Source organism: Rhodanobacter sp. K2T2, assembly GCF_013408815.1.
Classification (GTDB): domain Bacteria; phylum Pseudomonadota; class Gammaproteobacteria; order Xanthomonadales; family Rhodanobacteraceae; genus Rhodanobacter.
On sequence record NZ_JACCCA010000004.1, the window covers coordinates 247,114 to 272,570 of the forward strand.

Genomic DNA, 25,457 nt, shown 5'->3' on the forward strand with positions numbered 1-25,457 from the left:
GCCGACGCCGATGGCGAACCGCACCAGGGCGTTTTCGACGACCGCCGCCCTGCTCGGCTGGTACGCGCTGATCCTGCAGCTGATTCTCACGATTCAACTCGCGATCGATCATGACCGTAGCGTGCCGGCCGCGCTGTGGCAATGGATCGGTTATTTCACGATTACCACGAATGTATTGGTTGCCCTGGCGCTGAGCGCGTCGGCGCTCGGCCCGCGCGGTTCGACAAGCCGATTCTTTGGACGTCCAGACGTCCACTCGATGACTGCGATGAGCATCGTCATCGTAAGCATCATCTACAACCTTCTGCTGCGCCAGCTGTGGCATCCGCAGGGATGGCATCTGCTGGCGGACGTGCTGTTGCACGACGTCATGCCGCTGCTGTTTTTGCTGCACTGGTGGCTGGTCATACCCAAGGCATCGTTGCGCTGGCGCCAGGTCGGCGCCTGGCAGATCTATCCGACCGCCTATTTCGTCTATGCGCTGGCACGCGGCGCGCTGAACGGCTCGTACCCGTATCCGTTTCTCGATGTACCAAAGCTCGGCTATCTGCAGGTGCTGATCAACGCGGTAGCGATACTGCTGGCCTTCGTCGCCGTGGCGCTGGTGCTGGTGGCAGTCGCAAGGCGGCAGGCCCGCCGTATGTCGAAAGCATTCGAGCGCTGATCATCGACTATCGATCGGCGCGATCGCGGGACGGCCTCAACGCGACGGATCGACCGCATCCGGCGCACGCAGCACGTCGATGCGCGTCACCTGGCGTATCCACCGCGCCGGTCGCTGGTCGGTCGGAGCAATGACGCGCAAAGGCCCTTCCTTCGCCCCGAGCGCCTTGCCGTCGTGCTGGTCGGCCAGAATCACCGGTTCGTTGCGAAACTGCGGGTCCAGCTCGGCCAGCGCATACACCACGCGATAACCGTCGGCCGCACTTATGCGCACATACAGCGCCATGTTCTTACCGCGCAACGCTTCGCCCAGCGGCAAGCCGGCGGCCGAAAGAATCGCGCTCAGCGGTACCCCCGACCAGCTGCCGCTGACGCCGTGATCGCTACCCTGCACGGTAACGCGCGGCAGCTTGGCCAGCGCCGTTGCATCGAGCGTAAGCGGATGGCCGACCTCTCCGCTCACGATGACACTGATGGAAGCCGTCGTTGCGGCGATATCCGCAGCTGCGATCGATCGTGGCGCAAACCCCAGGCCGAAAAGCACGACTGAAAAGGCGAAGCCGAGCCGAAACAAGCCGTGGGGCAAATCGGTTCTGCGCATGTGTCTGATCCTTGTCTGATCCATCGAGGTCCGCCCAAAGTTCGAGCTTACTGCGGCTCCGTCACAACTACCGCAACGATACGCCGCCGGGTATTGGCCAGCACCACGCCGAGAATAGTGATGAGTCCACCCACCAGCGTCAGCGCGCCGGGCTGCTCGTGCAGCCACAGCATGCCGATCAGCACCGCGATCGGCGGCGAGAAATAGATGAAGCTGGAGACCTGCGACGCCGACGTACGGCGTAGCGCCGCGTTCCACGCCAGGTAGCCGATAAAGGTGGGAGCCACACCAAGCCATACAAGCGCTGCGATGCGCGACCACGGCGCCACGGCCAGCGCCTGCGGCAGCTGCCAGCCGAACGGCAGCGCGCCCAGCGTGCCGGCAAAAAACGTGAACGCGGTGACGCCCAGCATGCTGTTGCGCGCGAACAGCGGCTTCTGCCCGACAAAATAAATCGCCGAGGCGATCACGCTGACCAGCGCCAGCAGGGCCATCGGCTGAAATTTCACCTGATTGCCGCTGGCCAGCACCACCAGCACCACGCCGAGCAGGGCGATACCCAACCCAGTGAGCGTGCGCGCGGGCAGCCGTTCTCGCAGCCACACGGCGGATACCGCAACCGTCGCTGCCGGAATCAGCGACAACATAATCGACGCCGTGCCGCTGGCAATGCGCGTTTCCGCGTAGTTGAGACAGATGTGATACGCCGTCAGCCCGATCACCCCCAACAGCGCCAGCTGCGGCCAGTCGCGCCAAGCCGGCAGGGGCACGCGCCGAATCACCAGCAGCAGCGCAAAGCAGATCGATGCGATGCCCAGCCGTGCCAGCGCCACTTCGCCCGGCGTGAACGAGGGCAGCGCATAGGCGATCGATGCATACGCCGACGACCACGTCAGCAAGGCGGTGCCGATACAGGCGAGCGTACGACCGTCGAGGCGTTCGGTGCCGGTCATCGAAGAAAATTCACAGGAGGGACTCACGCTTGGACAGGCACTCATCGTAATTCGTGAGGCCGCGGCACGCGACGCATTTATCCGGCCCGATCGATGCAACCAGTACTTTTGTCACGGTCGCCGCGGCAGCCACCCACGCATACTTCCAAGACGCTTTATCGAGACGGGGCCTTCATGCGTTACCTGATTTCACTGCTACTGGCTGGCGCACTGGCGCTGGCGCCGACCATCCCCAGCCATGCCGACGACGCACCCGCGCCAACCAAGTCCGACGCCAGCAAGAAGCAAGCGGTCGACGAAACCGCGGTACCGAGCACCGAAAGCGCCGTGCGCACGCAGCACAGTGCCAGCATCGGCGGGCACTCGATCAAGTACACGGCCACGGCGGGCACGCTGATCATCCGCGACGACAAGGGCCAGCCGCAGGCCAGCGTGTTCTATGTGGCTTATACGGTTGACGGCAACAAGGCCGACAAGCGGCCGGTGACGTTTCTGTACAACGGCGGCCCCGGCTCGTCGAGCGTCTGGCTGCACATGGGCTCGTTCGCGCCGGTGCGCATCGAAACCGCCAGCCCCGAAGCCACCGCGCCGGCGCCGTATCATCTGGTGCCCAACCGCGACAGCCTGCTAGACAAGACCGACCTGGTTTTCATCGACGCGGTGGGCACCGGTTATTCGCGCCCGCTGGGCAAGGCCACCGGCAAGGACTTCTGGGGTGTCGACCAGGACATCTCCGCGTTCAGCCGCGCCATCCAGCGCTATGTGAGCATCAACAAACGCTGGAACTCGCCGAAGTTTCTCTACGGCGAAAGCTACGGCACCACGCGCTCGGCCGCGCTGGTCGATGCGCTGCAGAATGCCGGCATGAGTTTCAACGGCGTGATCCTGATGTCGTCGATCCTCAACTACGGCATCCGCCTGCCCGGCTATGACGAAATCTACATCGGCTATCTGCCCAGCTATGCGGCGGCGGCCTGGTATCACAACAAGCTGGCCAACAAGCCGGCCGATCTCAAGGCGTTTCTCGATCAGGTGCGCACGTTCGCGCGCGGCCCGTACGCGGCGGCCCTGGCCCAGGGGCAGAACCTGCCGGACGACCAGCGCGACGCCGTGGCGCGTCAGCTCGCCGCGTACACGGGGCTGTCGGTGCCGTTCATCGAAGAGGCCAACCTGCGCATCGACCTCGGCCGCTTTCGCAAGGAGCTGCTGCGCGACCAGCGCCTGACGCTGGGCCGCTACGACAGCCGCTTCACCGGCATGGACACGGATGCGGCTGGCGAAACCCCCGATTACGACGCCTCGGACAGCGGCATCAGCGGCGCCTTCGTCAGCGCATTCCACGACTATCTGGACGGCCAGCTGAACTACCACAGCGACCTCGACTATCGCCCCACCTTCGGCGACATCGGCAAGGATTGGGACTGGAAGCACAAGGCGGCCGACCAGCGCCGCCCCCTGCCCACGGCCTACGTGGCCGGCGATCTGGCGCACGCCATGCGCACCAACCCGGGCCTGAAAGTGCTCTCGGTCAACGGCTACTACGATTTCGCTACGCCGTTCTTCATCACCGAATACGATCTGGCGCACATGAATCTCGACCCGACGCTGCGCGGTAACCTGCAGTTTCTGTATTACCCGTCGGGTCACATGATCTATCTCAATACCGATGCCCTGAAGCAGCTGAAGAGCGACCTGACGGGCTTTTACGATCGCGCCGCGCTCGCGCACTGATCGCAACCCATCGACACGGAATGATCGCCATGCATAAAAAGATTCTCGCCCCGCTCGCCCTTGCGCTGCTGCTGACGCTAGGCACTGCCGTGCACGCCGACGACGACAAGCCCGCGGACGCCAAGGCGCAGAGCGACAAGGACAGCAAGAAAGACGCACTGCCCATCCCGCCCGAACGCAGCGTGATGACCAAGCACAGCGTGCGCATCGGCGGCCGCACCATCAATTACAAGGCCACCGCCGGCACGCTGCTGATCAAGGACGACAAGGACAAGCCGACGGTCAGCTTTTTCTATGTGGCTTACACCGTGGACGACGGCAAGCCAAGCAAGCGCCCGGTGACCTTCATGTACAACGGCGGCCCGGGCTCGTCGAGCATGTGGCTGCACATGGGTTCGTTCGGCCCGGTGCGCGTGGCCAACAAGGGCGACCAGCCGATTCCGCCGCCGCCGTATCAGACCGTCGCCAACGACGACAGCCTGCTCGACAAGACCGACCTGGTTTTCATCGATGCACCGGGCACCGGCTATTCGCAGCTGGTCGGTGGCGCCGAGGGCAAGAACTTCTACGGCATCGATCAGGACGCTGATGCGTTCGCGAAATTCATCACTCGCTACGTCAGCACCAACCATCGCTGGAACTCGCCGAAATTCCTGTTCGGTGAAAGTTACGGCACCACACGCTCGGCCGTGCTGGTAAAAACGCTGCAGGAACAGGGCATGGAGTTCAACGGCGTGGTGCTGATGTCGTCGATCCTCGACTTCAACGTCTGGGCCAGCACCGGCGACGATCATGCGTTTATCGTCAACCTGCCGACCGAGGCGGCGATCGCCTGGTATCACGACAAGGTACCCAACAAGCCGGCCGACATCGCCAGCTTTCTGGCCAGCGTGCGTCAGTTCGCCAATACCGACTACACGCTGGCGCTGGCCAAGGGCGACGCGATCACGTCGGCCGAGGCCGACCGTGTGGCGAATCAGTTGAGCCAGTACATCGGCCTGTCGCCGAGCTACATCCGCGAAGCCAATCTGCGCATCGATCCCAGCCGCTTCCGCAAGGAGCTGCTGCGCGACCAGCGTCGCACAGTTGGCCGTCTGGACGGCCGTTTTGTCGGTATCGATCCTGACGCCGCAGGGGAGAATCCCGAAGGCGACGCCGCGAGCGATGCCGCCACCGGTGCCTACCTAGCCGCATTCAACCAGTACGCCAGCGAGCAGCTGAAGTTCAACGAAGAGCGTCCGTACCTACCGAACAACTACGGCGTGATCAACCGCGGCTGGGACTGGAAACGTACGGAAGGCCACGGCTTCACCCAGGCGCCGTACGTGGGGGCCGACCTGGCCGGCGCCATGCGTCGCAACCCGCATCTGAAGGTATTTTCGGCCAACGGGTACTACGATCTGGCCACGCCGTTTTACGCGACGCAGTTCGATCTGGGCCACCTCGGGCTGGAGCCGTCGATCAGCAAGAACATCGAATTCGGTTTCTATCCTTCCGGCCACATGATTTATTTCGACGTCAATGCGCTGAAGCAGGTCAAGGCCGACCTGTCGCGCTTCTACGACGAGGCCGTACCGAAGTCCTGAATCCGCTTCATCCCGAACGATCCGATGACTGACAAACCGACCGACAAACCGCCCGTTTCCAACGACGAGGCGCCGCCCAACCCGCAACGCCGCCGTCTGCTTGGCGGGCTGGTCATGGCGGGCGCTGGCGTGGCGCTCGCAGGCGCAGGTGCAGCGAAGGCCGGCGACCGTACCGCCGCGGCACCGCATCCGCTGCCCGACGATGCGCTGGACGCCCTGCTTCGCGAGCATATCCAAACCGTCGTGGTGCTCTACGCGGAAAACCGCAGCTTCAACAATCTGTTCGCCGATTTCCCGGGACTGGAAAAACCGCTCGGCGCATTGAAGCCGCAGGACTATCTGCAGCGCGATCGCAACGGCGAAGTGCTGCAGACGCTGCCGCCGATCTGGCAGGGGCTGGTGCCGCACAAGCAAGTCGTCAACCACCGCGCCTACCAGATCGGCGAAGCCGATATCACCGGCCTGCCCAACGCGCCGTTCGCCCTGCACACGCCCGACGGCGAACCGCTGCCGCACGGGCTGGTGACGCGCGATCTGATCCATGCGTTCTACCAGAACCAGCTGCAGATCAACGGCGGCAAGAACGATCGCTTCGTCGCCTGGGGCGACAGCGGCGCGATGCCGATGGGCCATTACGGCGACAGCTCGGTCAACCTTCGGCTGTGGCGGCTGGCCGAGCAGTACACCTTGTGCGACAACTTTTTCATGGGTGCGTTTGGCGGCTCGTTCCTCAATCACCAGTATCTGATTGCCGCGCAGCCGCCTTTCTATCCGAACGCGGATCGGAGCGTGGCCAAGGCCCGCATCGCGGTGACCGAAAGCGGCGACGTCACCGATCATCGGCTGAAGCTGACCGAGGATTCCCCAACCAGCGCGATGGACGGCAAGGCCAAGTTTGTGACGCCCAATATGCTGACGCCGGACTTCTGGGCGGTGAACACGATGGGGCCGCCGTACTCCCCCAGTTTCAAGATCGACCCGCATGATCCGACGCTTGCCGATGCCAGCAATCCCGCCACCTGCCCGCCGCAGACACACAAGCATCTGGGCGACATGCTCACCGCGAAGTCGGTCGACTGGGCCTGGTACGGCGGCGCCTGGCAGGCCGCGCTCGACGGCCACGGCGACGGCCCGCTCGGCGAATACCCGGACCGGCCGAATTTCCAGCCGCATCACCAGCCGTTCAATTATTTTGTCGGCCTGGCACCCGGCAGCGAGGCGCGCCGTCGGCACCTGCGCGACGGTGGCCTGGGCGAGACCGCACCAGACAATCGCTTCCTGGTCGATGTGGCCGCGGGCGAGTTGCCTGCGGTGACGTTCTACAAGCCGCAGGGCAACCTCAACATGCACGCGGGATCCTCCGATATCGAAGCCGGCGATCGGCACCTCGCGCGCATGATCGACGCGCTGCAGAAGAGCCCGCAGTGGCCGAACATGCTGGTGGTGATCACGGTGGACGAAAACGGCGGCTGGTGGGATCACGTCGCGCCACCCAAGGGCGATCGCTGGGGACCGGGCACGCGCATTCCCGCGCTCGTGGTGTCGCCGTTCGCCAAACGCGGCCACGTCGACCACACCATCTACGACACCGGCTCGATCGCGCGCTTCATCACCCGTCGCTTCGGACTGGAGAAACTTCCCGGCCTGACGGTGCGCGAAAACGCGATGGTGGCCGCCGGCGGGCCACCGCCCGGCGATCTCACCGCCGCCCTGAACTTCGCGACAGCGAAAAAGACCTGACCGAGACCGGATGTTGACCATGCGCGAGATGTACCCGGAGATCGAGCCCTACCGCACACAGCACCTGGCCGTCGATGCCGTGCATACCCTGCGCGTGGAGGAATGCGGCAACCCCGACGGCCTGCCCGTGGTGTTTCTGCACGGCGGTCCGGGCGCGGGGCTGGCCACGTATCACCGGCGCTTCTTCGATCCGGCGCGCTACCGCATCGTGCTGTTCGACCAGCGCGGCGCGGGGCAATCGACGCCGTTTGCCGATCTCACCGACAACACCACCTGGCACCTCGTCGCCGATATCGAAACCATCCGCGAACAGCTCGGCATTGAACGCTGGGTAGTGTTCGGCGGCTCGTGGGGCTCCACGCTGGCGCTGGCGTACGCGCAGACGCATCCCGAGCGCGCGCTCGGTCTGGTGCTGCGCGGCATCTTTCTGTGCAGGCCGGCGGAAATTCGCTGGTACTACGAAGAGGGCGGCGCCTCGTGGATCCTGCCGGAAAAATGGCAGCGCTACGCCGCGGCCATTCCCGCCGACGAGCGCGGCAACATGCTGGAAGCCTACTGGCGCCGGCTCACCTCGGACGATGAAACCGTTCGGCTTGCCGCCGCGCAGGCCTGGGGCGCATGGGAAGGCGGCGGCATCACCCTGGCCGAAAGCCCCGAGACCGAAGCCGGCTTCGCCGCGCCCGAGGTTGCACTCAGCCTTGCGCGTATCGAAGCCCACTACTTCCGCAACGGCAGCTGGCTCGAGCCCGATCAGCTGTTGCGCAACGTCGACAGCATCCGCCACATTCCTGCCACTATCATCCACGGCCGCTACGACATCATCTGCCCGGTCAAAAGCGCCTGCGACCTGGCCGTGGCATGGCCCGAAGCCGAACTGCATATCGTGCTGGCCGGACACGCCGCATCGGAACCGGCGATCGTCGACCAGCTGGTGAGGGCGACGGAGCGGCTGGCGGATCGATACGTCTAGATGACTTTCTGCACCGTCCCCACACTCCAGGTGTCAGCAGATAGGCGGGTGCGCAACGCGATCGATCCATGCCTGCTTGTAACCCGGGCAGACAGTCGACTTTCCAAGCACCGTCTTACGATGAGGAGCCGGAGCCTGCGATTGGCTTAGGCTAGAGACGCGAACTACTTCAAAGGTAAGAACCTGATGAGCCGAGAGGTATCTTGGCTCTCCAGAATGCCGTCCGTCGCACGAGTTCCGCCCGGTAATCGAAATCAGGTTCGTGACGCTCATGGATTTGTTCGACCACCTCGAACGAGAATCGCGCTTCCCCGTACGCATGCCAGTCCGCCATCAATAACCGATTTCGGTGGACGCCCCATTGAAGCTCCATCCGATGGCGATTCAATGACCCCGTCAGATTGCTGCTTTGATCCAGCAGCATCCTGCCGGTGACCACGTTACGGATGGAGAAGATGCCCATTCGCGGCAACGCCAGTTTGTAGGCCAAGACGAGGTCTTTTCTTCTGGCCCGGTCCGTCACAACCCATTCTCCGCTTCAGTAACGCTTGCCCATATCGGCGCCGACAGTATTCCGATTTCCTCGCGGATAGCTGTAGGCCATAGCGCAATTTTTTCGTGGAACATGGGAGCGTTGGCTGCAAACAAGGCCCGAATCGCCTCTTCGAAATGAGGACGGTTGCCGGCCATGTCACGCATGAACCGATAGCACTTCTCTTTCGATTCCTGCACGCGGTACACGCCGTTCCGGTCGCGACGCGCGTCGTCGATCAATAGACGCAGTGTTCCGCTTGCACTGCGTGACTGAAGAGCCAGCCACTCCCAATGACGAGGCAGCATCGTTACGTTGCCACTCGCCTTCTGATGCCTAACTGGCGCGGTCGAGTCCATGGCGTGCAAGGCTGTTACTTGATGGGTCATGTATCACTCCTTGGTATACGGCAGATCGATTTGCGAGAGCGGCAGCAGACGCGAATCTTCGATAGCTGCGGTTCGATGCCCCATGCCGGCCATGTAGTCTTCATGACTGGCGAACGCCAGAAATGACTCGACGCTTCGCTGCCGCACCAGCATCGCCATGTCCCAGCGTTCGGTTGACGGCCCGATAAAAAACGCGCCGCCGACTCCGAGAAATAGCAAGTCGCCCCCGGTTTCGCGCAAATAGGGCAAGGTGTGTTCTATATATCGTCGGAAAGCCGCCGCTCCGGTAATGGGCATTTGTGGGGCCAACCCGGGCGTCGCTGAGTAGTCCGCCGTTTCACGAAAGCGCAGCAGATTCAGCATGACCACGCTTCCGGTCATCTGACGCATGCCGAACGCGCGTCCCGATTCCTGTGACGGCGCAAGATAGCCTTCGATAGAAGTCGGATTCGTCATTTGCCAGCTGTCCTTTCATCCGGCCTTGAAGAAGCGACCTGCGTACCTTCGCTAGAGACGAGTCGGATGACATGGTCACGCACATCTTGCGGCCAGCTGGCAATGTATCCATCCAGTTTGGGCCGATCGTTCGCAAACAGCGCTCGGGCAGCATCCTCGAAACCGGCGAGGTTTCCGGCGATCGCAGACATGAAACTGTAGGCGCGCTCTTGTGCTTTGCGAGCTTTGTCCTTGTGACCATGGACGCGCCGCGCTTCCTCGACCAGTTTGCGCAAGGCTACGGACGTACCGCCGGGCTGCGCCGCCAGCCATTCCCAATGGCGTGGTAACAGCGTCACCTCTCGGGCCACCACGCCCAATTTCGGTCGCCCCCGTCCTCGACGTTGGTCGGCCGGAAGCGACGATCCAGCCATATGTTCCGTGGGAAGTGCGGAGAGACCAAACTCTGCCGTCTCTTCGCCCGTATCCATCGGCCCCATGTCTGCCAATCGGGCGACGACTTCTTCATCCGTGCCCCTCGTATCGATATCGATCTGCTGGCCGCTGCTGTCGTCAAAGACAAGTACCGGACCGGCAGCTCCCTTTTGGATGGCACGTTTCACCGCCACCGCGACCACGTGAATCGGACCAGATGCAATGCGGTCGTATCCGTCAAAGCCAGTCCAGGAGTGCGAGAGCGCATTTCTCATGCCGATGTCCCGAGTTAGTAAGGCGCAAATTATACCCGGGTATAATTAAAAGTAAATAACACCCGGGTAAAATATGGGTACCTGCTTCACGACTTTCGACATTCCCATCCACGACCGCCACGACATCACTTACTTAGCCAAGAACGCCTGCGATCTTGTCGATGCCAGCGGGACATGTTGCAGACCGATGCGGCTGACCAAGCCAAGGTGTTGCAGTGGCTGCGCTTCGAGCAAAAACCAATCGAGTCGAAGACCCACCCGCTGGAATGCCGGCCAGTGACCGAGTCAGTCCCCGCCATTGATCGAAAACATGCGCCGGACCGCACGGCGTGCGCTGGCGATTGTTGACGATCAGTTGACGACGAGGCCCTTCATCGCCAGCGACGACTACACCGTCGCCGACATGGCTCGACATTCCGCTGGAGCACTCCCTGCATTTCGCGCGTGGATCAAACGCGTTGAAGCACAGCCCGGCTTTCTCGCGGCGCCCGCGCAGCCGATCCACACCTTTCGGCACAAGTCGTCTGAAGCGCCCCAGTGCCATACTCAACGTTTGCATTTCGCTTTCTCCGGAGTCTGCATGCGTCTGCTTTCCCTGTTTGCCGTTGCGGCGTCGACGTTGCCGCTGACCGCCATGGCGGCCGAACCCTACTCGTACGCGCAGCCGGATCAGGTCCGCGTCACGCATCTGGATCTCGATCTGACCATCGACTTTCCGCAGCGTGAGTTGAGCGGCCAGGCGACGCTGAAACTGGACTGGAAAAATCCGAAGGCGCCCTCGCTGGTGCTGGACACGCGGGATCTGAAAATCGCCTCGATCGAATCCGTCTCGGCCGATGGCAAAACCGCGCCGCTGAACTATGCGCTGGCGCCGCGCGACAAGGCGCTCGGCAGCAAACTCACCATCGCCACGCCGACGCATCCGACGCGTGTGCGCATCGTCTACGCTACCTCGCCCGACGCGGCCGGCCTGCAGTGGCTGACGCCGGCGCAGACGGCCGGCAAAAAACTGCCCTTCATGTTTTCCCAGTCCGAGTCGATCAACGCGCGCTCGTGGGTGCCGATCCAGGATTCGCCGGCGATCCGGATCACTTACGACGCCCACATCAAGGCAACGAGCGATGTGCGCGTGGTGATGAGCGCGCTGAACGACGCGCAGCACCCGCTCGACGGCGACTACACGTTCGACCAGCCGCATCCGATTCCGTCCTACCTGCTGGCCATTGCCGCGGGCGACATCGCCGCCGAAGCGACCGGCCCGCGCAGCGCGGTGTATGCCGAGCCCTCGATGGTGCACAAGGCGGCGCACGAGTTCGAGGACACCGAAAAGATGATCGCCACGGCCGAGCGGCTCTACGGCCCGTATCGCTGGGGCCGCTACGACCTCATCGTGCTGCCGCCGTCGTTCCCGTTCGGCGGCATGGAAAACGCCAACATGACCTTCGCCACGCCGACTATCGTGGTAGGCGACAAGAGCCTGGCATCGGTGATCTCGCACGAGCTGGCGCATTCGTGGTCGGGCAATCTGGTAACCAACGCTACCTGGCGCGATGGCTGGCTCAATGAGGGCTTTACCACCTACGTGCAGGGGCGCATCACCGAAGCCGTCTACGGCAAGTCGCTGGCCGACGAAGAGGCGCTGCTGTCGGCGCGCGCGCTGGAAAAAAGCATCGGCAGCATGCCGGCCAACGCGCAGAAGCTGACCCCCGACCTGCGCGGCGTCGACGCGGACGACGCGCTGTCCGACGTCGCCTACGACAAGGGATCGTGGTTTCTGCGCACGCTGGAGCAGCGCTTCGGCCGGGCCGACTTCGATGCCTACCTGCGCAGCTACTTCGACCACTTCGCGTTTCAGAGCATCACCACCGAGCAGATGTTGGCCTATATGAAGCCCAATCTGATCGACAAATACCCGGGCAAGATGCGCTGGGCCGAGGTGCAGGACTGGGTCTACGGCAGCGGCATTCCCAAGGACGCGCCGCTGCCCGACTCGCCGCGCTTCGACGCCATCGACACGGAGCGCGCGGCGTTTCTCGCCGACAAGCTCACTGCCGACAAGCTCGACGCGAAAGGCTGGAACACACAGGAGTGGATGTACTTCCTCGACCGCCTGCCCGATGTCACGGCGCTGGCGAAGATCAAAGCGCTCGACGACGCCTGGCACCTCACCGGCACCCCCAACGCGGAAATCGGCATGCGCTGGTATGTGCATGCCATCGTCGCCGGCGACAAGGACGTATGGCCCGCCGCGGCCGAACACATGACCCGCATCGGACGTCTCTATCTCACGCTGCCGCTGTACAAGGCCTTCGCGAAAACGCCCGAGGGCCTGGCTTATGCCAAGCAGGTTTACGCGAAAGCCATGGCTGGCTATCACCCGCTGACCCAGCAAGCAGTCGAAGGAATCCTGGCAAAAGCGAGCCCTGCTAAAAAGTAAACGGCGCCACGTATATGCTCGTGTCAGTCGAGACGTATCACCGACACGTTTGTATTCACTGAAACACTTCAAAGAATTCTGCTATGGCTCTTCCTCCCTCGACCAAGCCAATCCCAGCCACCCGTCCACTGTGGAAACGCCTGCTGCTGCGGCGACTGAAGTTTCTCGGGTGGATCGCGGGCATTCTGATCGTCGTGCTGGGCGGCAGCTATCTGTTTGCGCCGCAGTGGCTGATGAAGGCGAACTTCATGCGCCAGGCGATGGCGGCAAATCTGGACAAGCATTCGGTAGAGGTCGGCGACACGAAGTGGGTGTATTACGAGGGCGGCCAGGGTCAGACCATCGTGCTGCTGCACGGCCTGGGCGACAGCAAGGAGGTATGGCTGGACGTAGCCAAGCTGCTGACGCCGCACTTCCATCTGATCATCCCCGATCTGCCCGGCTGGGGAGAATCGACGCGGGTGGTCGGCGCCAGCTACAACGTCGACGCCCAGGCGGCGCGGCTGGATGCCTTTGTGGAGGCGTTACGGCTGCAGCGCGTTATTCTGGTCGGCCATTCGCTGGGTGGGGCGATTGCGGGGGTGTATGCCGCCGAGCACCCGGACCACGTCAGCGAGCTGGCACTGATCGATTCGTTCGGCCTGCAATACAAGGAGAACGCGTTTGCGCGCGACGCCATGGCCGGCAAAGACCCATTCATTTTCGACGATCGCGCCGGCTTCGAGCGCATGACTGCCCTGGCCCTGAACAAACCGCTGGACCTGCCCGGCCGCTTTGTCGACGTGCTGATCAAGCGCAATCAAGCCGATCGGGCGTTCATCGAGCAGAATTTCAAGGAGCTGCGCGAACCCTCGCAATATCTCGCCGTGCAAAATCGGCTCGGCGACCTCACGATGCCGGTGCTGGGCGTGTGGTGCCGGGACGACAAGATTATCGATATCTCGGCGCTGGACAGCCTGCGCGACGGTCTGACCCATTCGGCCGCCATCAGCAGCAGCACGCTCAACGGCTGCAACCATATTCCGATGCTGGAAAAGCCCGAGGCCACGGCGCAGATCCTTACGGGTTTTGCGCTGTCGCACTAGTGGCTGCCAGCTCATAGCGGCCGCATTCACGCTTCCAGTCAGGTCGTGCTGGTTATCTTTGCATCAGCGGCAAATCGCCAGCCATTGTGATTTGCGCACAGCAACATGTGACAATGACACTATCGATACGGAGACATGCGTGTGTATTTGCAAGAAGACGGCATGGTGCCATCACCGATAAGACGTACCCTGTGGCGCTCCTTCGTGGATGCGGTCATGCGGATGTCTTCCACGCGGACCAATTACTGGGCCGAGGTGGTTGTGGACGGAACATTGGCCCTGATGCTCTTCTTCGAAGGCTGGCGTCACCTGACCGGCGGCCTGATGGAAGGGCTGGCGGCGATCGTGCTGGGGCTGTTCGCCTTCAGTTTCGTGGAGTACTTCTTCCATCGCTGGATGTTCCACACGCGCATACCGCTGTTCGCTCAGGGCCACCAGCTTCACCACGAAAAGCCGCTGGGCTACGACTCGCTGCCCTTTTTTCTCCCTGGCGCGGTGCTGTTCGTCCTGACGGGCCTGCTGGTGCTGATCCTGCCGGTCGGCTTCGCTTTTCTGATGATGGGCGCGGTCACCCTGGGCTATATCGCCTACGGCCTGAGCCACTTCACCATTCACCACGTTCGCTTCAAGCATCCGCTGATGCGGCGCTGGGCCGGTTCGCACCACGTGCACCACTATCACCCGGACAGCAATTTCGGCGTCACCACGCCGCTGTGGGATGTGCTGCTGGGCACGCGCTACGTACGGCAGACGCGCAAACCCTGACCGGGCTTCCAGCCGCTTTAACAGAGCGTCCGTTCGTACCGAGCAAGCTCAAAGCACGCCGGGAATCAGCGCCTTGACCCGCTGCATATACTCGCCATAAGCCGGCCCGAAGTACTCGCTGAGCCAGGTTTCCTCCAGCCTGAGCTTGCGCCAGAACGACACGAACATGATCACGAAGCCCAGCACGGCGCGCCACTCGCCGAGCAGCAGTGCCGTACCCACCAGCGCCAGCAGCAGGCCCGTGTAGATCGGATGGCGCACGTAGCGGTAGGGGCCGCGCTCGATCAGCTCGTGGTCCTGCTTTACCTGCACCACCGCACTCCAGTTGCTGCCCAGAATGGCGCGCGCCCAGCAGGCGAACAGCAGGCCGGCCACGGCCAGCAGCAGACCCAGCGCGGCCAGCCACAAAACGTCGGGAATAAATCGTGTGCCCAGCAGGGTGCCTTCGTACAGCGAGGTCGGAAACATCAGCACCAGGTTCACGATGATCGGCAGCCAGTACTTGAAAAAACGCGACCAGACCGGCTCGCCGCGGGCCGAACTCTTAACCCGCCGCGCGCTCCAAAGCCAGTAAAACAGAAACAGCAGCCACGCCGCAGCGGCCAATGTCGTAATCGATGGTTGCATGATCAGTCCCTGCTGGCATGGCCGACATGCGGCATTCGCTGCGGATGGTGCGCGGAACGGGCATCGAAGGCAACGGTGCCGCGGAAACGCAGCAACGGCCGGCTCAGTCGGCGACGTCGGCCACCAGGCGATCGAGTTCGGCCTTCAGCATGCCGCCGTTGACGCGCAGCCAGTCGCGCTGCTCCTGCCAGTCGGGGTAGAGGTTGGCCACCTGCGCCCAGAAGCGCGCCGAGTGGTTGCGCACCTTGAGGTGGCACAGCTCGTGGACCAGCACGTAGCGCAGCGCGGCCGACGGCGCCAGGGCCAGCGCCAGATCGAGATTGATACGGTCGCGCGTATCCAGGCTGCCCCACAGGCTTTTCATCGGACGGATTTTCAGCGCGGTCGGCGCCAGGCCGAGCAAGGGCACGTAGGTGGCCAGCCAACGTGAGACGTCGCGGCGCATCTGCCCTTCCAGGTAGGAGGCCAGCAGTCCACGGGCGATCGGCAGCGCGCGCGTATGCGGGCGCGGAATCACCAGGGTCAGGCCGGTCACGCTGGGCTCGATGCGCGGATACGGGCCTTCGGCCCAGTCCAGCGTCAGCGTTTCGCCGCGCAGGGGGAACTCGGTGGCGTAACCGAGCCGGAGCGGCGGAGTCGGGTCGACGATGAGGTTGAGCTCGGCGAGCTTTTTCTCCAGCCATTCCGCGTGGCTGCGCAGAAAGGCATTGACCTGGGCCGGATGCGTGCCGTACGGATACGACACCCGCGCACCCTTGGGGGTCACGGTGAGGCGCAGCCGCCGCGCGCGCGGGTGGGCGGCCTTCAGCACCATGATGCTGTTGCCGCTGACCGTCGCCAGTTCCAGCCAATCGCCTTCGAGATGTTGCGCCATACGGCTGCCCGTTTGAGCCTCGTCGTGCTGTTGTCGCGGAGATGTTTTCGCCAATCGCGCGAGCACACCGGACAGCCAGTATGCCGCTTTAGCCGTCCAAATGGGGCGGATTTCTTGTTGGAGCCTGTCCATCATTTCCTCGTGGCCCGCGCCGGTGGCGGTTTGCGTTCAGGACAAGGAAGAAGGAGGAAGTGTACGTCGGTACACGACCGAGTGATGACGCCGGCCTGGGCGCAAACCGGCCCGGCCCGAAGGGTTGAGTCGTGGCATTCGCCACGACTCAACGCGGGTCATGGGGAGATGCTGGACAGGCTCTTAGCCATCAGCGGGGCGCGGCAGCCCAAACCACTCCTCGAGTTTGCCCAGCAAACGCTCCAGTTCCAGCGTCAAAAGGGCGAAGCTCGCGTCCATTTCGGCCTGCGCGTCCTGCTGGCTGTCGCCCAGCTCGTCCATCACCACGTCGAGGAATTTCAGCTTGCGGATGATCAGATCCTCGCCCAGTACGAAGCTGATGCGATCGTCGAAGGTCAGGCCGAGCAGAAACACCTGCTTGCCGTTGCGCAGGTGCTCCTTCACTTCCTCGGCATCCAGATCCTGTCGGCGGCACTTGGCGATGGCGCCCGTGGCGGTGGCCGGATCGCGCAGCTCGCATTCGTCGCCGAGGGTGAGGCCAGCCGGCAGATTGCCGTTGGCCAGCCAGTCGGTCATCAGCACGCGCGGGCCTTCTTCGGGCGCCAGCGGCACGGCGGGAAAGCTGCCCAGCGCCTCGCGGATCTGGGTCAGCGCGTTCTCGGCGGACTTGCGGCTGGACGTATCCAGCACCAGCCAGCCGTTTTTCATGTCGACGTAGCTGGACATGCGCGAGGTGCGCACGAAGGCCCGCGGCAGCAGCTCGTTCAGCAGGTCTTCCTTGATGCGCTTGCGCTCGCGGCCACCGACCTTGCGGCCTTCTTCCTCGGCGATTTTCTGCACCTTGCGCGAAAGCTCCTCGTTGATCACCTGCGCGGGCAGCAGCTTGTCCTCACCGCCGACGGTCATCAGCGTGCACTGCTTCACCACATGGGTCAGCGGTGCCTCCTCACCGCGCCCGACCGGCGGCACGAAGCCCTTGGTGAACATTTCCATCGGCCCGCAGGGGCGCAGGCGGTGCTCGGCCAGCACCTCGTCGAGGCGCTTCAGATCGGCGGCAACAGCGGGGGAAAAACGGAACAGCGTGAGATTGCGAAAAAACATGGATATCCGAATGATGGTCGCCCGAAGGCGGAAATGGCTGCACCGCCACCCGGCGATCCTGACGATCGCCGGCGGGTGGCGAACGGGGACTTCAGCGGCTGACGGTAGCGACCGCTGCGGCCACGGTTTCCAGATTGTCGCGATTGAGCGCCGCCACGCAGATGCGGCCGCTGTCCAGCGCGTAGATGGCGAACTCGTCGCGCAGGCGGTGCACCTGGGCCTTGCTCAGGCCGGAATACGAAAACATGCCGGCCTGGCTCGGGATAAAGGCGAACTGCGTGGCGCCGTGTGCGGCCAGCCGCTCGACCATGCCGGCACGCATCGCGTGGATGCGCTCGCGCATCTCGCCCAGCTCCTGCTCCCACTGCGCCCGCAGCTCGGCGCTGCCGAGCACGCCGGCCACCAGCGCCGCACCGTGGGTCGACGGACTGGAGTAATTCGCGCGAATGGTCTGCTTGATCTTGGACAGCACGCGCGCCGCCTCGTCGCGGTTGGCCGCCACCATCGACAGCGCGCCCACGCGCTCGCCGTAGAGCGAGAACGATTTGGAATACGAATTGGCCACCACGAACGCCTCGATGCCCGAGGCGGCCAGCAGGCGCACGGCGGTCGCATCTGCATCCAAACCCTGGTCGAAGCCCTGATAGGCCAGGTCGACGAACGGCAGCAGCTTGCGCTCTTTCAGCAGCTCGATGGTCTGCGCCCACTGCGCCGCATCGAGGTCGACGCCGGTTGGGTTGTGGCAGCAGGCATGCAGCAGTACTACCGTGCCCGGCTCCAGCTTGCCCAGATCCTCCAGCATGCCGGCGAAATCCAGGCCGTGGCTGGCATCGTCGTAATAGCGGTAGTCGAGCAGCTGAAAACCGGCGGTGCGGAAAATCACATGGTGATTGCCCCAGCTCGGGTTGCTGATGGCGACTTTTCCGCTGGCGCCGCTCACCTGCTTGAGCAGGTCGGCCGCCACGCGCAGTGCGCCGCTACCGCCCACGGTCTGCGCAGTGACCACGCGCCCGGCTTCCAGCACCGGCGATCCCGCGCCGAACAGCTGCTGCTGGGTCAGCTTGTCGTACACGGCCATGCCGTCGATCGGCAGATAGCCGCGCGGTTTGGCCGCCGAGGCCAGCGCTTTTTCCACCTCATAGACCGAACGCAGCAGTGGCACACGGCCCTGTTCGTCGACGTAAATGCCCACGCCGAGATTGATCTTGCCCGGACGAGCGTCGGCCACAAAAGTTTCGGTCAGGCCCAGGATCGGATCGCCGGGGGCCATTTCAACGGATGCAAAAAAAGACACGGTGCGTACTCTACTCAGGGAATGGGATCGATCTGGGGTGGGTCAGCACCCAAGCTTACGAGAATGCCGTCTCACCCGCCGCGTCGACGTTCCACGCGGACGAACCCACAGCATGCATGTCCCCGGCGGAAAAATCGAACAGCGCGCGATCGGCCAGATGCGAAGGCGACACGCGGCCCAGCGCGCGAAAAACGTTCTCGCTGCGGCCGGGCTGCAGCGTTTCCCATTCGTCCAGCATCCGCTGCACGGCCTTGCGCTGCAGGTTTTCCTGCGAACCGCAGAGGTTGCAGGGAATGATCGGAAACTGCTGCTGCGCGGCGTAGTCGGCGATGTCGCTCTCGCGGCAGTACGCCAGCGGGCGGATTACCACGTGGCGGCCATCGTCCGAACGCAGTTTGGGCGACATTGCCTTCAGCTGCGCCTGATAGAACATGTTCAGAAAGAACGTGGCGAGGATATCGTCGCGATGATGGCCCAGCGCGATCTTGCTGATGCCGTTGGCCGCCGCCCAGGTATAAAGCGCGCCGCGGCGCAGGCGCGAGCACAGGCTGCACATGGTCTTGCCGGCCGGAATCACCCGCGTCACCGTGCTGTAGGTGTCCTGTTCGATGATGTGGAACGGCACGCCGCGGGCGCGCAGGTAATCCGGCAGCGCGTGCGCGGGGAAATCCGGCTGCTTCTGGTCCAGGTTCACCGCGATCAGCTCGAATCGCACCGGGGCCTTGGCCTGCAGCTGCAGCAGCATCTCCAGCAGGGTGTACGAATCCTTGCCGCCGGACAGGCAGACCATCACCTTGTCGCCGTCTTCGATCATGCCGAAATCGCCGATCGCCTGCCCGACCTGATGACGCAAGCGGCGTGCCAGCTTGTCGGCCTCGGCGGCGGGCGAACGGCGGGTATCGGGTTGAGCAGACATGGCGACTCGTGGCGCGGCAGGTTGAACGCAAAGATTAACCTCATTCTAGCCGACCGCCGTTTGCACCCTCGCTGCAGCGAACGGCGTCAGCGATCGGAGCTAGACTAGGAGGCTTACTCCCCAGCCGTTGCCCGTTGCCATGCAGGTCAAGGATCACGCCGCCATCGTTCACCTGTTGGCCGAATTGCGGGTAGAACATCGCGATCTCGATACGGCGATTCACCAGCTGTCCGCCGGCCTCAGCCGCGACGAGCTGCAGCTGACCCGGATGAAGAAACGCAAGCTGCTGCTGAAAGACAGCATTGCCCGGCTCGAAAGCAAGCTGATTCCCGACCTGGATGCATGACCGGAATAAGGTCGCCGCCGCACTCGCTCGAGCACGGCTTCTCTCAAGGACTACCGATGCCACCACTCGCCCCGATCACGCTGCAGGACGATCACGTCGCGCTCGAGCCGCTCAGCCTCGATCACGTCAGAGCACTCGAAGCGGCCGCCGCCGATGGCGAGTTGTGGAAGTTGTGGTTCACCAGCGCGCCGGCGCCGGGTAAGGCACACGCTTATATCGAAGCCGCGCTCAAGGGCCACGCCGACGGCCTGATGCTGCCGTTCGCGATTCGCGAAAAAACCAGCGGCGCGATCGTCGGCACCAGCCGCTATTACGACATGGCACCGGAGCTGCCGCGGCTGGCGATCGGCTACACCTGGTACGCCAAAAGCTGGCAGAAAAGCCATCTCAACACCGCCTGCAAACGCCTGCTGCTGCGCCATGCGTTCGAAACGGTCAACTGCGTGGCCGTGGAGTTTCACACCGACCATCGCAACCTCGATTCGCAGCGCGCGATCGAACGGCTGGGCGCACAGCGCGACGGCGTACTGCGGGCGCACAAGCGCCGCCCCGATGGCACGCTGCGTAACACCGTCTGCTACAGCATCCTCGCCGACGAATGGCCGGACGTGGATCGCTGGCTTGGCATGCGGCTGGATCGCCTGGTCAACGCGAGAACGCGCTAAGCGAAAGACCTTTACATGATTCGGTTGACCAGCCGGTCCAGCCGCGTGCGGTTGAGCCGCTTCAGATTCTTGCGCACTTCGGCCGGGTAACTGCGCGTGCTTTCCAGCGCGAGATCGTCCGTGAGCCGCACGGCGTGCTGTCGCAATGCCGCCCATTCCGCTTCGTGTTTGGCCGTGAGCAGGTGGCCCGGGTCGCGCAACAGCAGGCCGTTTTCGAGATCCAGCGCCCACGCGCGCGGATTGAAATTGTTGCCTGTGATGACGGCCACATCGTCGTCGATCAACACGCCCTTGAGGTGGTAGCTGTTGTCGCCGTCGCGCCACAGGTAAATATTCAGCTGGCCGCTGGCCATCTGCTGGCGATGCGCACGCGCGAAGCGCCGCAGGTTGTTTTCGTACAGATACGGCAACAGGCCGATGGTGCGAAACGGCTGCGGCGGCGGAATATAGAAATCGTTGGCTGTCTTGTCGCCGACCATGATGTGGATCTCGCAGCCGCGGCGCAGCAGCTGGCCGATCACCAGCCGCACCGGTCGCGGCAGGTTGAAATACGGCGTCAGCAGAATCACCCGCCGACGCGCGCCGCGCAGCAGCGCCAGCAACACGTCGTTGAGCAGGTTGTCCGCGCGACCGAATCCCAGCAGCGGCGTCACCGCCACATCCGCGTGGCCCAGCACATCGTGCGGCACATCGTAGCGGGCGCCCTGCAAATCGTCGCGCAACGCGCGGATGGCCGGATACAGGCTGCGCGTGCTCGGCACGTCGGGCACATTCAACCGGCGCACGGCCTCGCTTTCGACAAAATGCCGGCGCAGGAAACCGGCCATCGCATCGGCCAGCTCACGATGCAGCAGCCGATGATACCGATCGAGGCGATAGCGGCCCTGCTTGGCCAGGTAGACGTCGTTGAAGCTGGCGCCGCTATAGAGCACGGTATCGTCGATGATCACGCCCTTCAGATGCAGCACGCCGAACAGCTCGCGATTCTGTACGGGCACGCCGTAGATCGCCACGCCCGGCCCGAAGCGCTCGGCGTACTCGCGGTACATGCCGGCGTTGCCCTCGCTCTTGGCGTTGCCAATCAGCCCACGCTGCGCGCGATGCCAGTCGACGAAGATGTGGATCTGCAGCGACGGGTTTTTCGCGTACGCCGCGTACAGCGCGTCGAGCACTTCGCGGCCGCCGTCGTCGTCCTGCAGATACAGCGCCACGATCAGGATGCGGCGCGTGGCCTGCGCAATCTGCCGCAGCAGGGTCTGCCGGAACGCTGTGGGATCGGGCAGCACCTCGATCGCATCGGCCGGTACCGCAAACGCCGGCAGCCCGCTCAGCAGCGTCTTTGACGCCGCCTTCTGCCGAAACGGCAGCATGCGCTTGGCCAGGCGCTGCGGCGCCTTCATCAGCTTGTTCATGAAAGCCTGCGGTCAGCAGCACGCCTGCAGCGCCGCACGCCGCCCGAGCATGACGATGCAGACAAGCGCTTCAGCCGCCGTGGACCGGAAAGGTCTGCGCGTTGCCCGGCGGCGAAGCGCCGTTGTTCGGCGCTGCCGGCGGACGCGCCTGCGGGTTGATCGGGCGCGAACCGCACTGGTAGGCGCCCCACGGCTGCGAGCCGTCGGTCGGATCGGCCAGCGGCTTGATGGTGTCGGCGTGCAGCTCGGCCGCCTGATTGCGCGCCAGCACTTCCAGCTCGTCGCGTACGGTGATGTTGTTGCGATCCACCGGACCAATGTGATCCTGCACGGACACGGTGACCTTGCCCATGTCACGGCAACCCGACACATCGCCACCCCACACCGTACGCACGTTCTTGGCCGCATCATCCAGCGTGATGCCGTAGGTGCAGGCGCTCAGCAGTACCGGAACGAGCAACAACAGGGTCTTGCGCATGACATGCTCCGCGATGGGTCAACGAATGAAGGCCGGGCGGTTCAACGCCCGGGCTGCATCCTAACCTAGCACGCCGCCATATCGCTTGATCGCCGCCGCACCAACCTTCCGCGCGGCGGCGACCATGTGGCGGGTGATCAACGCTGAAAAACGACGCTGCGTCAGTGCACCGGCTGACCATCGCCGTCGATTACCTGCACCTCGCCCAGATTCAGCGCGCGCACCGGCGCCTCGATTTTTTTCAGATCACCGACGATCACCCAGGTCATCGCGTCGGGTTTCACGATCTCCTTGATCGCTGTCTCGGCCGCCGCGGGGCTGATGCCTTCCAAGCGCGATTTCATCGTCTGGACGTAGTCATCGGGTCGGTCGTAAAGCACGATGCCCTGCATCGCACCGAGCACGTCGCCGGTGGTTTCGTAGCTGCCCGGCAGCGAGCGGATGCTTTGATCCTTGATCTTGGCGACTTCGGCATCGGTCAGCGGCTTGTCGGCAATCACCGCACGCGCCTCCTTCAGCACCTCGGCAGCGGACTCGGCCGTTTTGTCGGTCTGCACCGGCGCGTAAAACAGGAACGGCCGCTGGCCTTGCGCGTCCATCAGCAGGCTCTGTGCGCCGTAGGCCCAGCGTTTGTCTTCGCGCAGGTTCATGTTGAGCCGTGAGGTAAAGGTGCCACCGAAGGCGCCATTGGCCGTCTGGATGGCCAAATCGTCGACCGCCTTTGACGAAGGCGCCAGCAGACCGGCGAGAATCAGCGACTGCGGCGCATCGGCCCGATTGATCAGAAACACGCGCGGTTTGGGCTGCGCCGCCACGGCGGTAACGTTCTTTTTCGGCACGGCGGACTCGGGCGCCTTCCAGTCCCCGAAGGCCGCGTCGAGCTGCGGAATGATCTTGGCCAGCGTGGTGTCGCCGGCGACCAGGATTCTCACGTTGTCCGGCCGCAGCCAGTCCTGCTGAAAGGTGCCCAGATCCGCCGCCGTGAGCGAACGGATCGCCGCCTCGCTGCCCGTACCGGTGAACGGAATGCCGTAGGCGTGCTGGCTGCCGTAGAGAAGCGGCGGCAGCGTGCGCAGCGCCAGGCCAATCGGCTGAGTCTTTTCCTGTGCGATGCCGGCCAGCCACTGACCGCGGACGCGCTCGATGTCGCCGTTATTGAACGCCGGATGGCGCACGATGTCGGCGAACAGCGTCAGCGATGGCTGCAGCTGATCGTTAAGCGTGTCGAGCGACGCGGAGCAGGTGTCCAAACCGCAGCCCACCGAGGTCATGGCACCCAGACGCTGACGGCGCTTGGCGATTTCGACCGAATCGAGATCCTTGGTGCTCTCGTTCATCAGCGTCGAGGTGAAGCTGGCGGTGCCAAGCTTGTGGCCCTGATCCGCCGCGTATCCGCTGTCGAACAGCAGCTCGACCTGAGTCACCGGAATGGTGTGGCGTTCGGCCAGAATCACCTCGATACCGTTCTTCAACTTGCCGCGTTCCAGCTTGGGAAAGCTCAGCGCAGGAAACTGGCTGACCTCGGGCACGCCCTTGCGGCGATCGACCAGCGACTTGCCCACGCTGTATGCCTGCTTCGGCGGCAGCAGCGGTGCCGGGCGATTGGCGGCGTCGCTCAGGCCCACCACAGCCCTGTCTTCAACGGCGGGATCGAAATCCTTGCCGGCCGGCAGCACGGTCAGCTCGTAATCGCCCTTGCTCAGCCACTGATCGGCCGCCTGCTTGACGCTGGCGATGCTCGCGCCAGCGGTGCGCGCCAGATCCTTTTTGTACGCGCCAGGATCACCGCGATACACCTGCCCCTGCGCCAGAATCACCGCCTTGCCGCTGAAGCCACCCACTTTCTCCAGGCCGCGGATGAAGTTGGCACGGCTGGCCACTTTGGCGCGGTCCAGTTCGTCCTGGGTCGGACCGTCGGCGAGAAATTTTTTCAGCTCTTCGGCGATCACCGCCTCGACCCTGGCCGGGTCGACGCCCTGCTTCACATCGGCCTGAATCTGGAACTGATTCGCCAGCGCAAAATCGCTGAGGCTGGCGGATACGTCGTCCACCAGCTTGTCCTGATAAACGAGGCGCTGGTAGAGCCGCGAAGTTTTGCCGCCGCCGAGCACGGTCGACGCGAGATTGAGCTGGATCGCCGCGTCGGTACCCAGCTGCGGCACCACCCAGGTACGCGTGATGCGCGGCTGCGCCACGTGATCGTGCTGCACGCCGCGGGTCGACGCGGCCAGCGGCGTGATCCACGGCTGCTGGCGCGCTACGGGCGGCCCGGCCGGAATATCGCCGAAATATTCGGCCGCCTTCTGCTTTGCCTGCGCCACGGTGATGTCGCCAGCCAGCACCAGCGTGGTGTTGGCGGCGCCGTAGTTGCTCTTGAACCACTGTTTGACGTCATCCAGCGACGCGGCATTGAGATCGTTCATCGAGCCGATGGTGTCGTGGTGGTACGGATGGTTGGCCGGATAGGTCTTGGCTAGGATGTTTTCGTCCACGCGACCGTAGGGACGGTTTTCGCCCTGCCGCTTCTCGTTCTGCACGACGCCGCGCTGGGTGTCCAGCTCCTTCTGGCCGATCGCGCCAAGCAGGTGACCCATGCGATCGGACTCCATCCACAGCGCCATATCAAGCGCGGTGGTCGGCACCGTTTCAAAGTAATTGGTGCGATCGAACCAGGTCGTGCCGTTCTGGTCGGTGGCGCCGGCCAGTTCGAACGGCTGGAAATAGGTGCCCTTGTGATTCTCCGAGCCGGAAAACATCAGGTGCTCGAACAGGTGCGCAAAACCGGTCTTGCCCGCGGGCTCATCGGCCGAGCCGATGTGATACCAGATGCCAACCGCGACCACGGGCGCCTTGTGATCCTCATGCACGACCACGGTGAGGCCGTTGGGCAACACGAAGCGGGTGTAAGCAATGTCCGGAATTTGCAGCGCCGCCTCGTTATTCGCCGATGCGGCCGCGGGAAGCATGCTGCCACCGGCGAGAGCTAGCAGGCCGACGATCGCGAGAGCCAGGGAT

Annotated in this window: 25 protein-coding genes; 11 read left to right on the forward strand and 14 right to left on the reverse strand. The window is 63.7% G+C overall.

Annotated features, from left to right (window positions below; all coding sequences use genetic code 11):
• Window positions 1–10: 10 nt before the first annotated feature.
• Window positions 11–664 carry a Pr6Pr family membrane protein gene (locus HDE78_RS08545; protein ID WP_179478228.1) on the forward strand — a complete coding sequence of 218 codons (654 nt, stop codon included), beginning with the start codon at window positions 11–13 and terminating at the stop codon, window positions 662–664.
• A gap of 36 nt (window positions 665–700) precedes the next feature.
• Here HDE78_RS08545 and HDE78_RS08550 read toward each other — a convergent pair whose 3' ends face one another.
• Both HDE78_RS08550 and HDE78_RS08555 read right to left on the reverse strand, forming a co-directional pair.
• Window positions 701–1,264 (reverse strand): molybdopterin-dependent oxidoreductase, encoded by a 564-nt coding sequence (locus HDE78_RS08550; protein WP_179478230.1) that lies wholly within the window; start codon window positions 1,262–1,264, stop codon window positions 701–703.
• A 47-nt stretch (window positions 1,265–1,311) separates the two neighbouring features.
• Entirely contained in the window at window positions 1,312–2,217 is a 906-nt protein-coding gene (locus HDE78_RS08555; RefSeq protein WP_179478232.1) for a DMT family transporter, read from the reverse strand.
• 174 nt (window positions 2,218–2,391) lie between these two features.
• Between HDE78_RS08555 and HDE78_RS08560 the strand changes: the two genes are divergently transcribed.
• Genes HDE78_RS08560 through pip form a run of 4 tightly spaced genes read left to right on the forward strand, consistent with a single transcriptional unit; the run spans window position 2,392 to window position 8,244 of the window.
• Window positions 2,392–3,948: a peptidase S10 gene (locus tag HDE78_RS08560; protein WP_179478234.1), complete on the forward strand. Its 1,557-nt coding sequence runs from the start codon at window positions 2,392–2,394 to the stop codon at window positions 3,946–3,948.
• 29 nt (window positions 3,949–3,977) lie between these two features.
• Window positions 3,978–5,534 (forward strand): peptidase S10, encoded by a 1,557-nt coding sequence (locus HDE78_RS08565; RefSeq protein ID WP_179478236.1) that lies wholly within the window; start codon window positions 3,978–3,980, stop codon window positions 5,532–5,534.
• Between the two features lie 24 nt (window positions 5,535–5,558).
• On the forward strand, window positions 5,559–7,274 hold the full coding sequence (gene acpA, locus HDE78_RS08570) for an acid phosphatase (protein WP_179478238.1): 1,716 nt from the start codon (window positions 5,559–5,561) through the stop codon (window positions 7,272–7,274).
• Between the two features lie 19 nt (window positions 7,275–7,293).
• A complete protein-coding gene (pip, locus tag HDE78_RS08575) occupies window positions 7,294–8,244 on the forward strand; it encodes a prolyl aminopeptidase (RefSeq protein ID WP_179478240.1) in 951 nt (316 codons plus the stop codon).
• Between the two features lie 169 nt (window positions 8,245–8,413).
• Here the strand turns inward: pip and HDE78_RS08580 are convergent, their stop codons facing one another.
• The 4 genes from HDE78_RS08580 to HDE78_RS08595 are packed head-to-tail and all read right to left on the reverse strand — an operon-like array spanning window position 8,414 to window position 10,310.
• Entirely contained in the window at window positions 8,414–8,734 is a 321-nt protein-coding gene (locus HDE78_RS08580; RefSeq protein ID WP_179478242.1) for a GIY-YIG nuclease family protein, read from the reverse strand.
• 29 nt (window positions 8,735–8,763) lie between these two features.
• On the reverse strand, window positions 8,764–9,165 hold the full coding sequence (locus HDE78_RS08585) for a DUF2239 family protein (protein ID WP_179478244.1): 402 nt from the start codon (window positions 9,163–9,165) through the stop codon (window positions 8,764–8,766).
• A gap of 3 nt (window positions 9,166–9,168) precedes the next feature.
• Window positions 9,169–9,621, reverse strand: coding sequence for a DUF1330 domain-containing protein (locus tag HDE78_RS08590; protein WP_179478246.1), 453 nt, complete (start codon window positions 9,619–9,621; stop codon window positions 9,169–9,171).
• On the reverse strand, window positions 9,618–10,310 hold the full coding sequence (locus HDE78_RS08595; protein WP_179478248.1) for a DUF2239 family protein: 693 nt from the start codon (window positions 10,308–10,310) through the stop codon (window positions 9,618–9,620). The genes HDE78_RS08590 and HDE78_RS08595 overlap by 4 nt, the downstream gene beginning before the upstream one ends.
• Window positions 10,311–10,484: 174 nt before the next feature.
• Here HDE78_RS08595 and HDE78_RS08600 point away from each other — a divergent pair, with 174 nt between their 5' ends.
• The 4 genes from HDE78_RS08600 to HDE78_RS08615 all read left to right on the forward strand — a co-directional run bounded on the left by HDE78_RS08600 (window position 10,485) and on the right by HDE78_RS08615 (window position 14,597).
• The gene (locus tag HDE78_RS08600) at window positions 10,485–10,658 is read left to right on the forward strand and encodes a hypothetical protein (protein ID WP_179478250.1); all 174 of its coding nucleotides are present in this window, start codon (window positions 10,485–10,487) and stop codon (window positions 10,656–10,658) included.
• A gap of 232 nt (window positions 10,659–10,890) precedes the next feature.
• Window positions 10,891–12,747, forward strand: a complete 1,857-nt coding sequence (locus tag HDE78_RS08605; protein WP_179478252.1) for a M1 family metallopeptidase — start codon at window positions 10,891–10,893, stop codon at window positions 12,745–12,747.
• Window positions 12,748–12,830: 83 nt separating this feature from the next.
• Window positions 12,831–13,832, forward strand: coding sequence for an alpha/beta hydrolase (locus tag HDE78_RS08610; protein WP_255457708.1), 1,002 nt, complete (start codon window positions 12,831–12,833; stop codon window positions 13,830–13,832).
• A 216-nt stretch (window positions 13,833–14,048) separates the two neighbouring features.
• A complete protein-coding gene (locus tag HDE78_RS08615; protein ID WP_255457709.1) occupies window positions 14,049–14,597 on the forward strand; it encodes a sterol desaturase family protein in 549 nt (182 codons plus the stop codon).
• A 48-nt stretch (window positions 14,598–14,645) separates the two neighbouring features.
• Here the strand turns inward: HDE78_RS08615 and HDE78_RS08620 are convergent, their stop codons facing one another.
• The 5 genes from HDE78_RS08620 to ttcA form a co-directional block, all read right to left on the reverse strand.
• Window positions 14,646–15,224, reverse strand: a complete 579-nt coding sequence (locus HDE78_RS08620; RefSeq protein ID WP_179478254.1) for an isoprenylcysteine carboxylmethyltransferase family protein — start codon at window positions 15,222–15,224, stop codon at window positions 14,646–14,648.
• Between the two features lie 103 nt (window positions 15,225–15,327).
• Complete coding sequence (locus tag HDE78_RS08625) at window positions 15,328–16,098, reverse strand: SprT family zinc-dependent metalloprotease (RefSeq protein ID WP_179478256.1); 771 nt, start codon at window positions 16,096–16,098, stop codon at window positions 15,328–15,330.
• Between the two features lie 315 nt (window positions 16,099–16,413).
• A complete protein-coding gene (locus HDE78_RS08630) occupies window positions 16,414–17,331 on the reverse strand; it encodes a recombination-associated protein RdgC (protein WP_179478258.1) in 918 nt (305 codons plus the stop codon).
• 91 nt (window positions 17,332–17,422) lie between these two features.
• Window positions 17,423–18,625: an amino acid aminotransferase gene (locus HDE78_RS08635; RefSeq protein WP_179478260.1), complete on the reverse strand. Its 1,203-nt coding sequence runs from the start codon at window positions 18,623–18,625 to the stop codon at window positions 17,423–17,425.
• Window positions 18,626–18,680: 55 nt separating this feature from the next.
• Window positions 18,681–19,541 carry a tRNA 2-thiocytidine(32) synthetase TtcA gene (gene ttcA, locus HDE78_RS08640; RefSeq protein WP_179478262.1) on the reverse strand — a complete coding sequence of 287 codons (861 nt, stop codon included), beginning with the start codon at window positions 19,539–19,541 and terminating at the stop codon, window positions 18,681–18,683.
• 139 nt (window positions 19,542–19,680) lie between these two features.
• Here ttcA and HDE78_RS08645 point away from each other — a divergent pair, with 139 nt between their 5' ends.
• Both HDE78_RS08645 and HDE78_RS08650 read left to right on the forward strand, forming a co-directional pair.
• On the forward strand, window positions 19,681–19,887 hold the full coding sequence (locus tag HDE78_RS08645; RefSeq protein WP_179478264.1) for a YdcH family protein: 207 nt from the start codon (window positions 19,681–19,683) through the stop codon (window positions 19,885–19,887).
• Between the two features lie 56 nt (window positions 19,888–19,943).
• Window positions 19,944–20,552 carry a GNAT family N-acetyltransferase gene (locus HDE78_RS08650; RefSeq protein ID WP_179478266.1) on the forward strand — a complete coding sequence of 203 codons (609 nt, stop codon included), beginning with the start codon at window positions 19,944–19,946 and terminating at the stop codon, window positions 20,550–20,552.
• Window positions 20,553–20,563: 11 nt separating this feature from the next.
• Here the strand turns inward: HDE78_RS08650 and pssA are convergent, their stop codons facing one another.
• The 3 genes from pssA to HDE78_RS08665 all read right to left on the reverse strand — a co-directional run bounded on the left by pssA (window position 20,564) and on the right by HDE78_RS08665 (window position 25,408).
• Complete coding sequence (gene pssA / locus HDE78_RS08655) at window positions 20,564–21,964, reverse strand: CDP-diacylglycerol--serine O-phosphatidyltransferase (RefSeq protein ID WP_179478267.1); 1,401 nt, start codon at window positions 21,962–21,964, stop codon at window positions 20,564–20,566.
• 70 nt (window positions 21,965–22,034) lie between these two features.
• On the reverse strand, window positions 22,035–22,442 hold the full coding sequence (locus HDE78_RS08660; protein ID WP_179478269.1) for a DUF4156 domain-containing protein: 408 nt from the start codon (window positions 22,440–22,442) through the stop codon (window positions 22,035–22,037).
• 161 nt (window positions 22,443–22,603) lie between these two features.
• Window positions 22,604–25,408: a pitrilysin family protein gene (locus HDE78_RS08665; RefSeq protein WP_179478516.1), complete on the reverse strand. Its 2,805-nt coding sequence runs from the start codon at window positions 25,406–25,408 to the stop codon at window positions 22,604–22,606.
• Window positions 25,409–25,457: the final 49 nt, after the last annotated feature.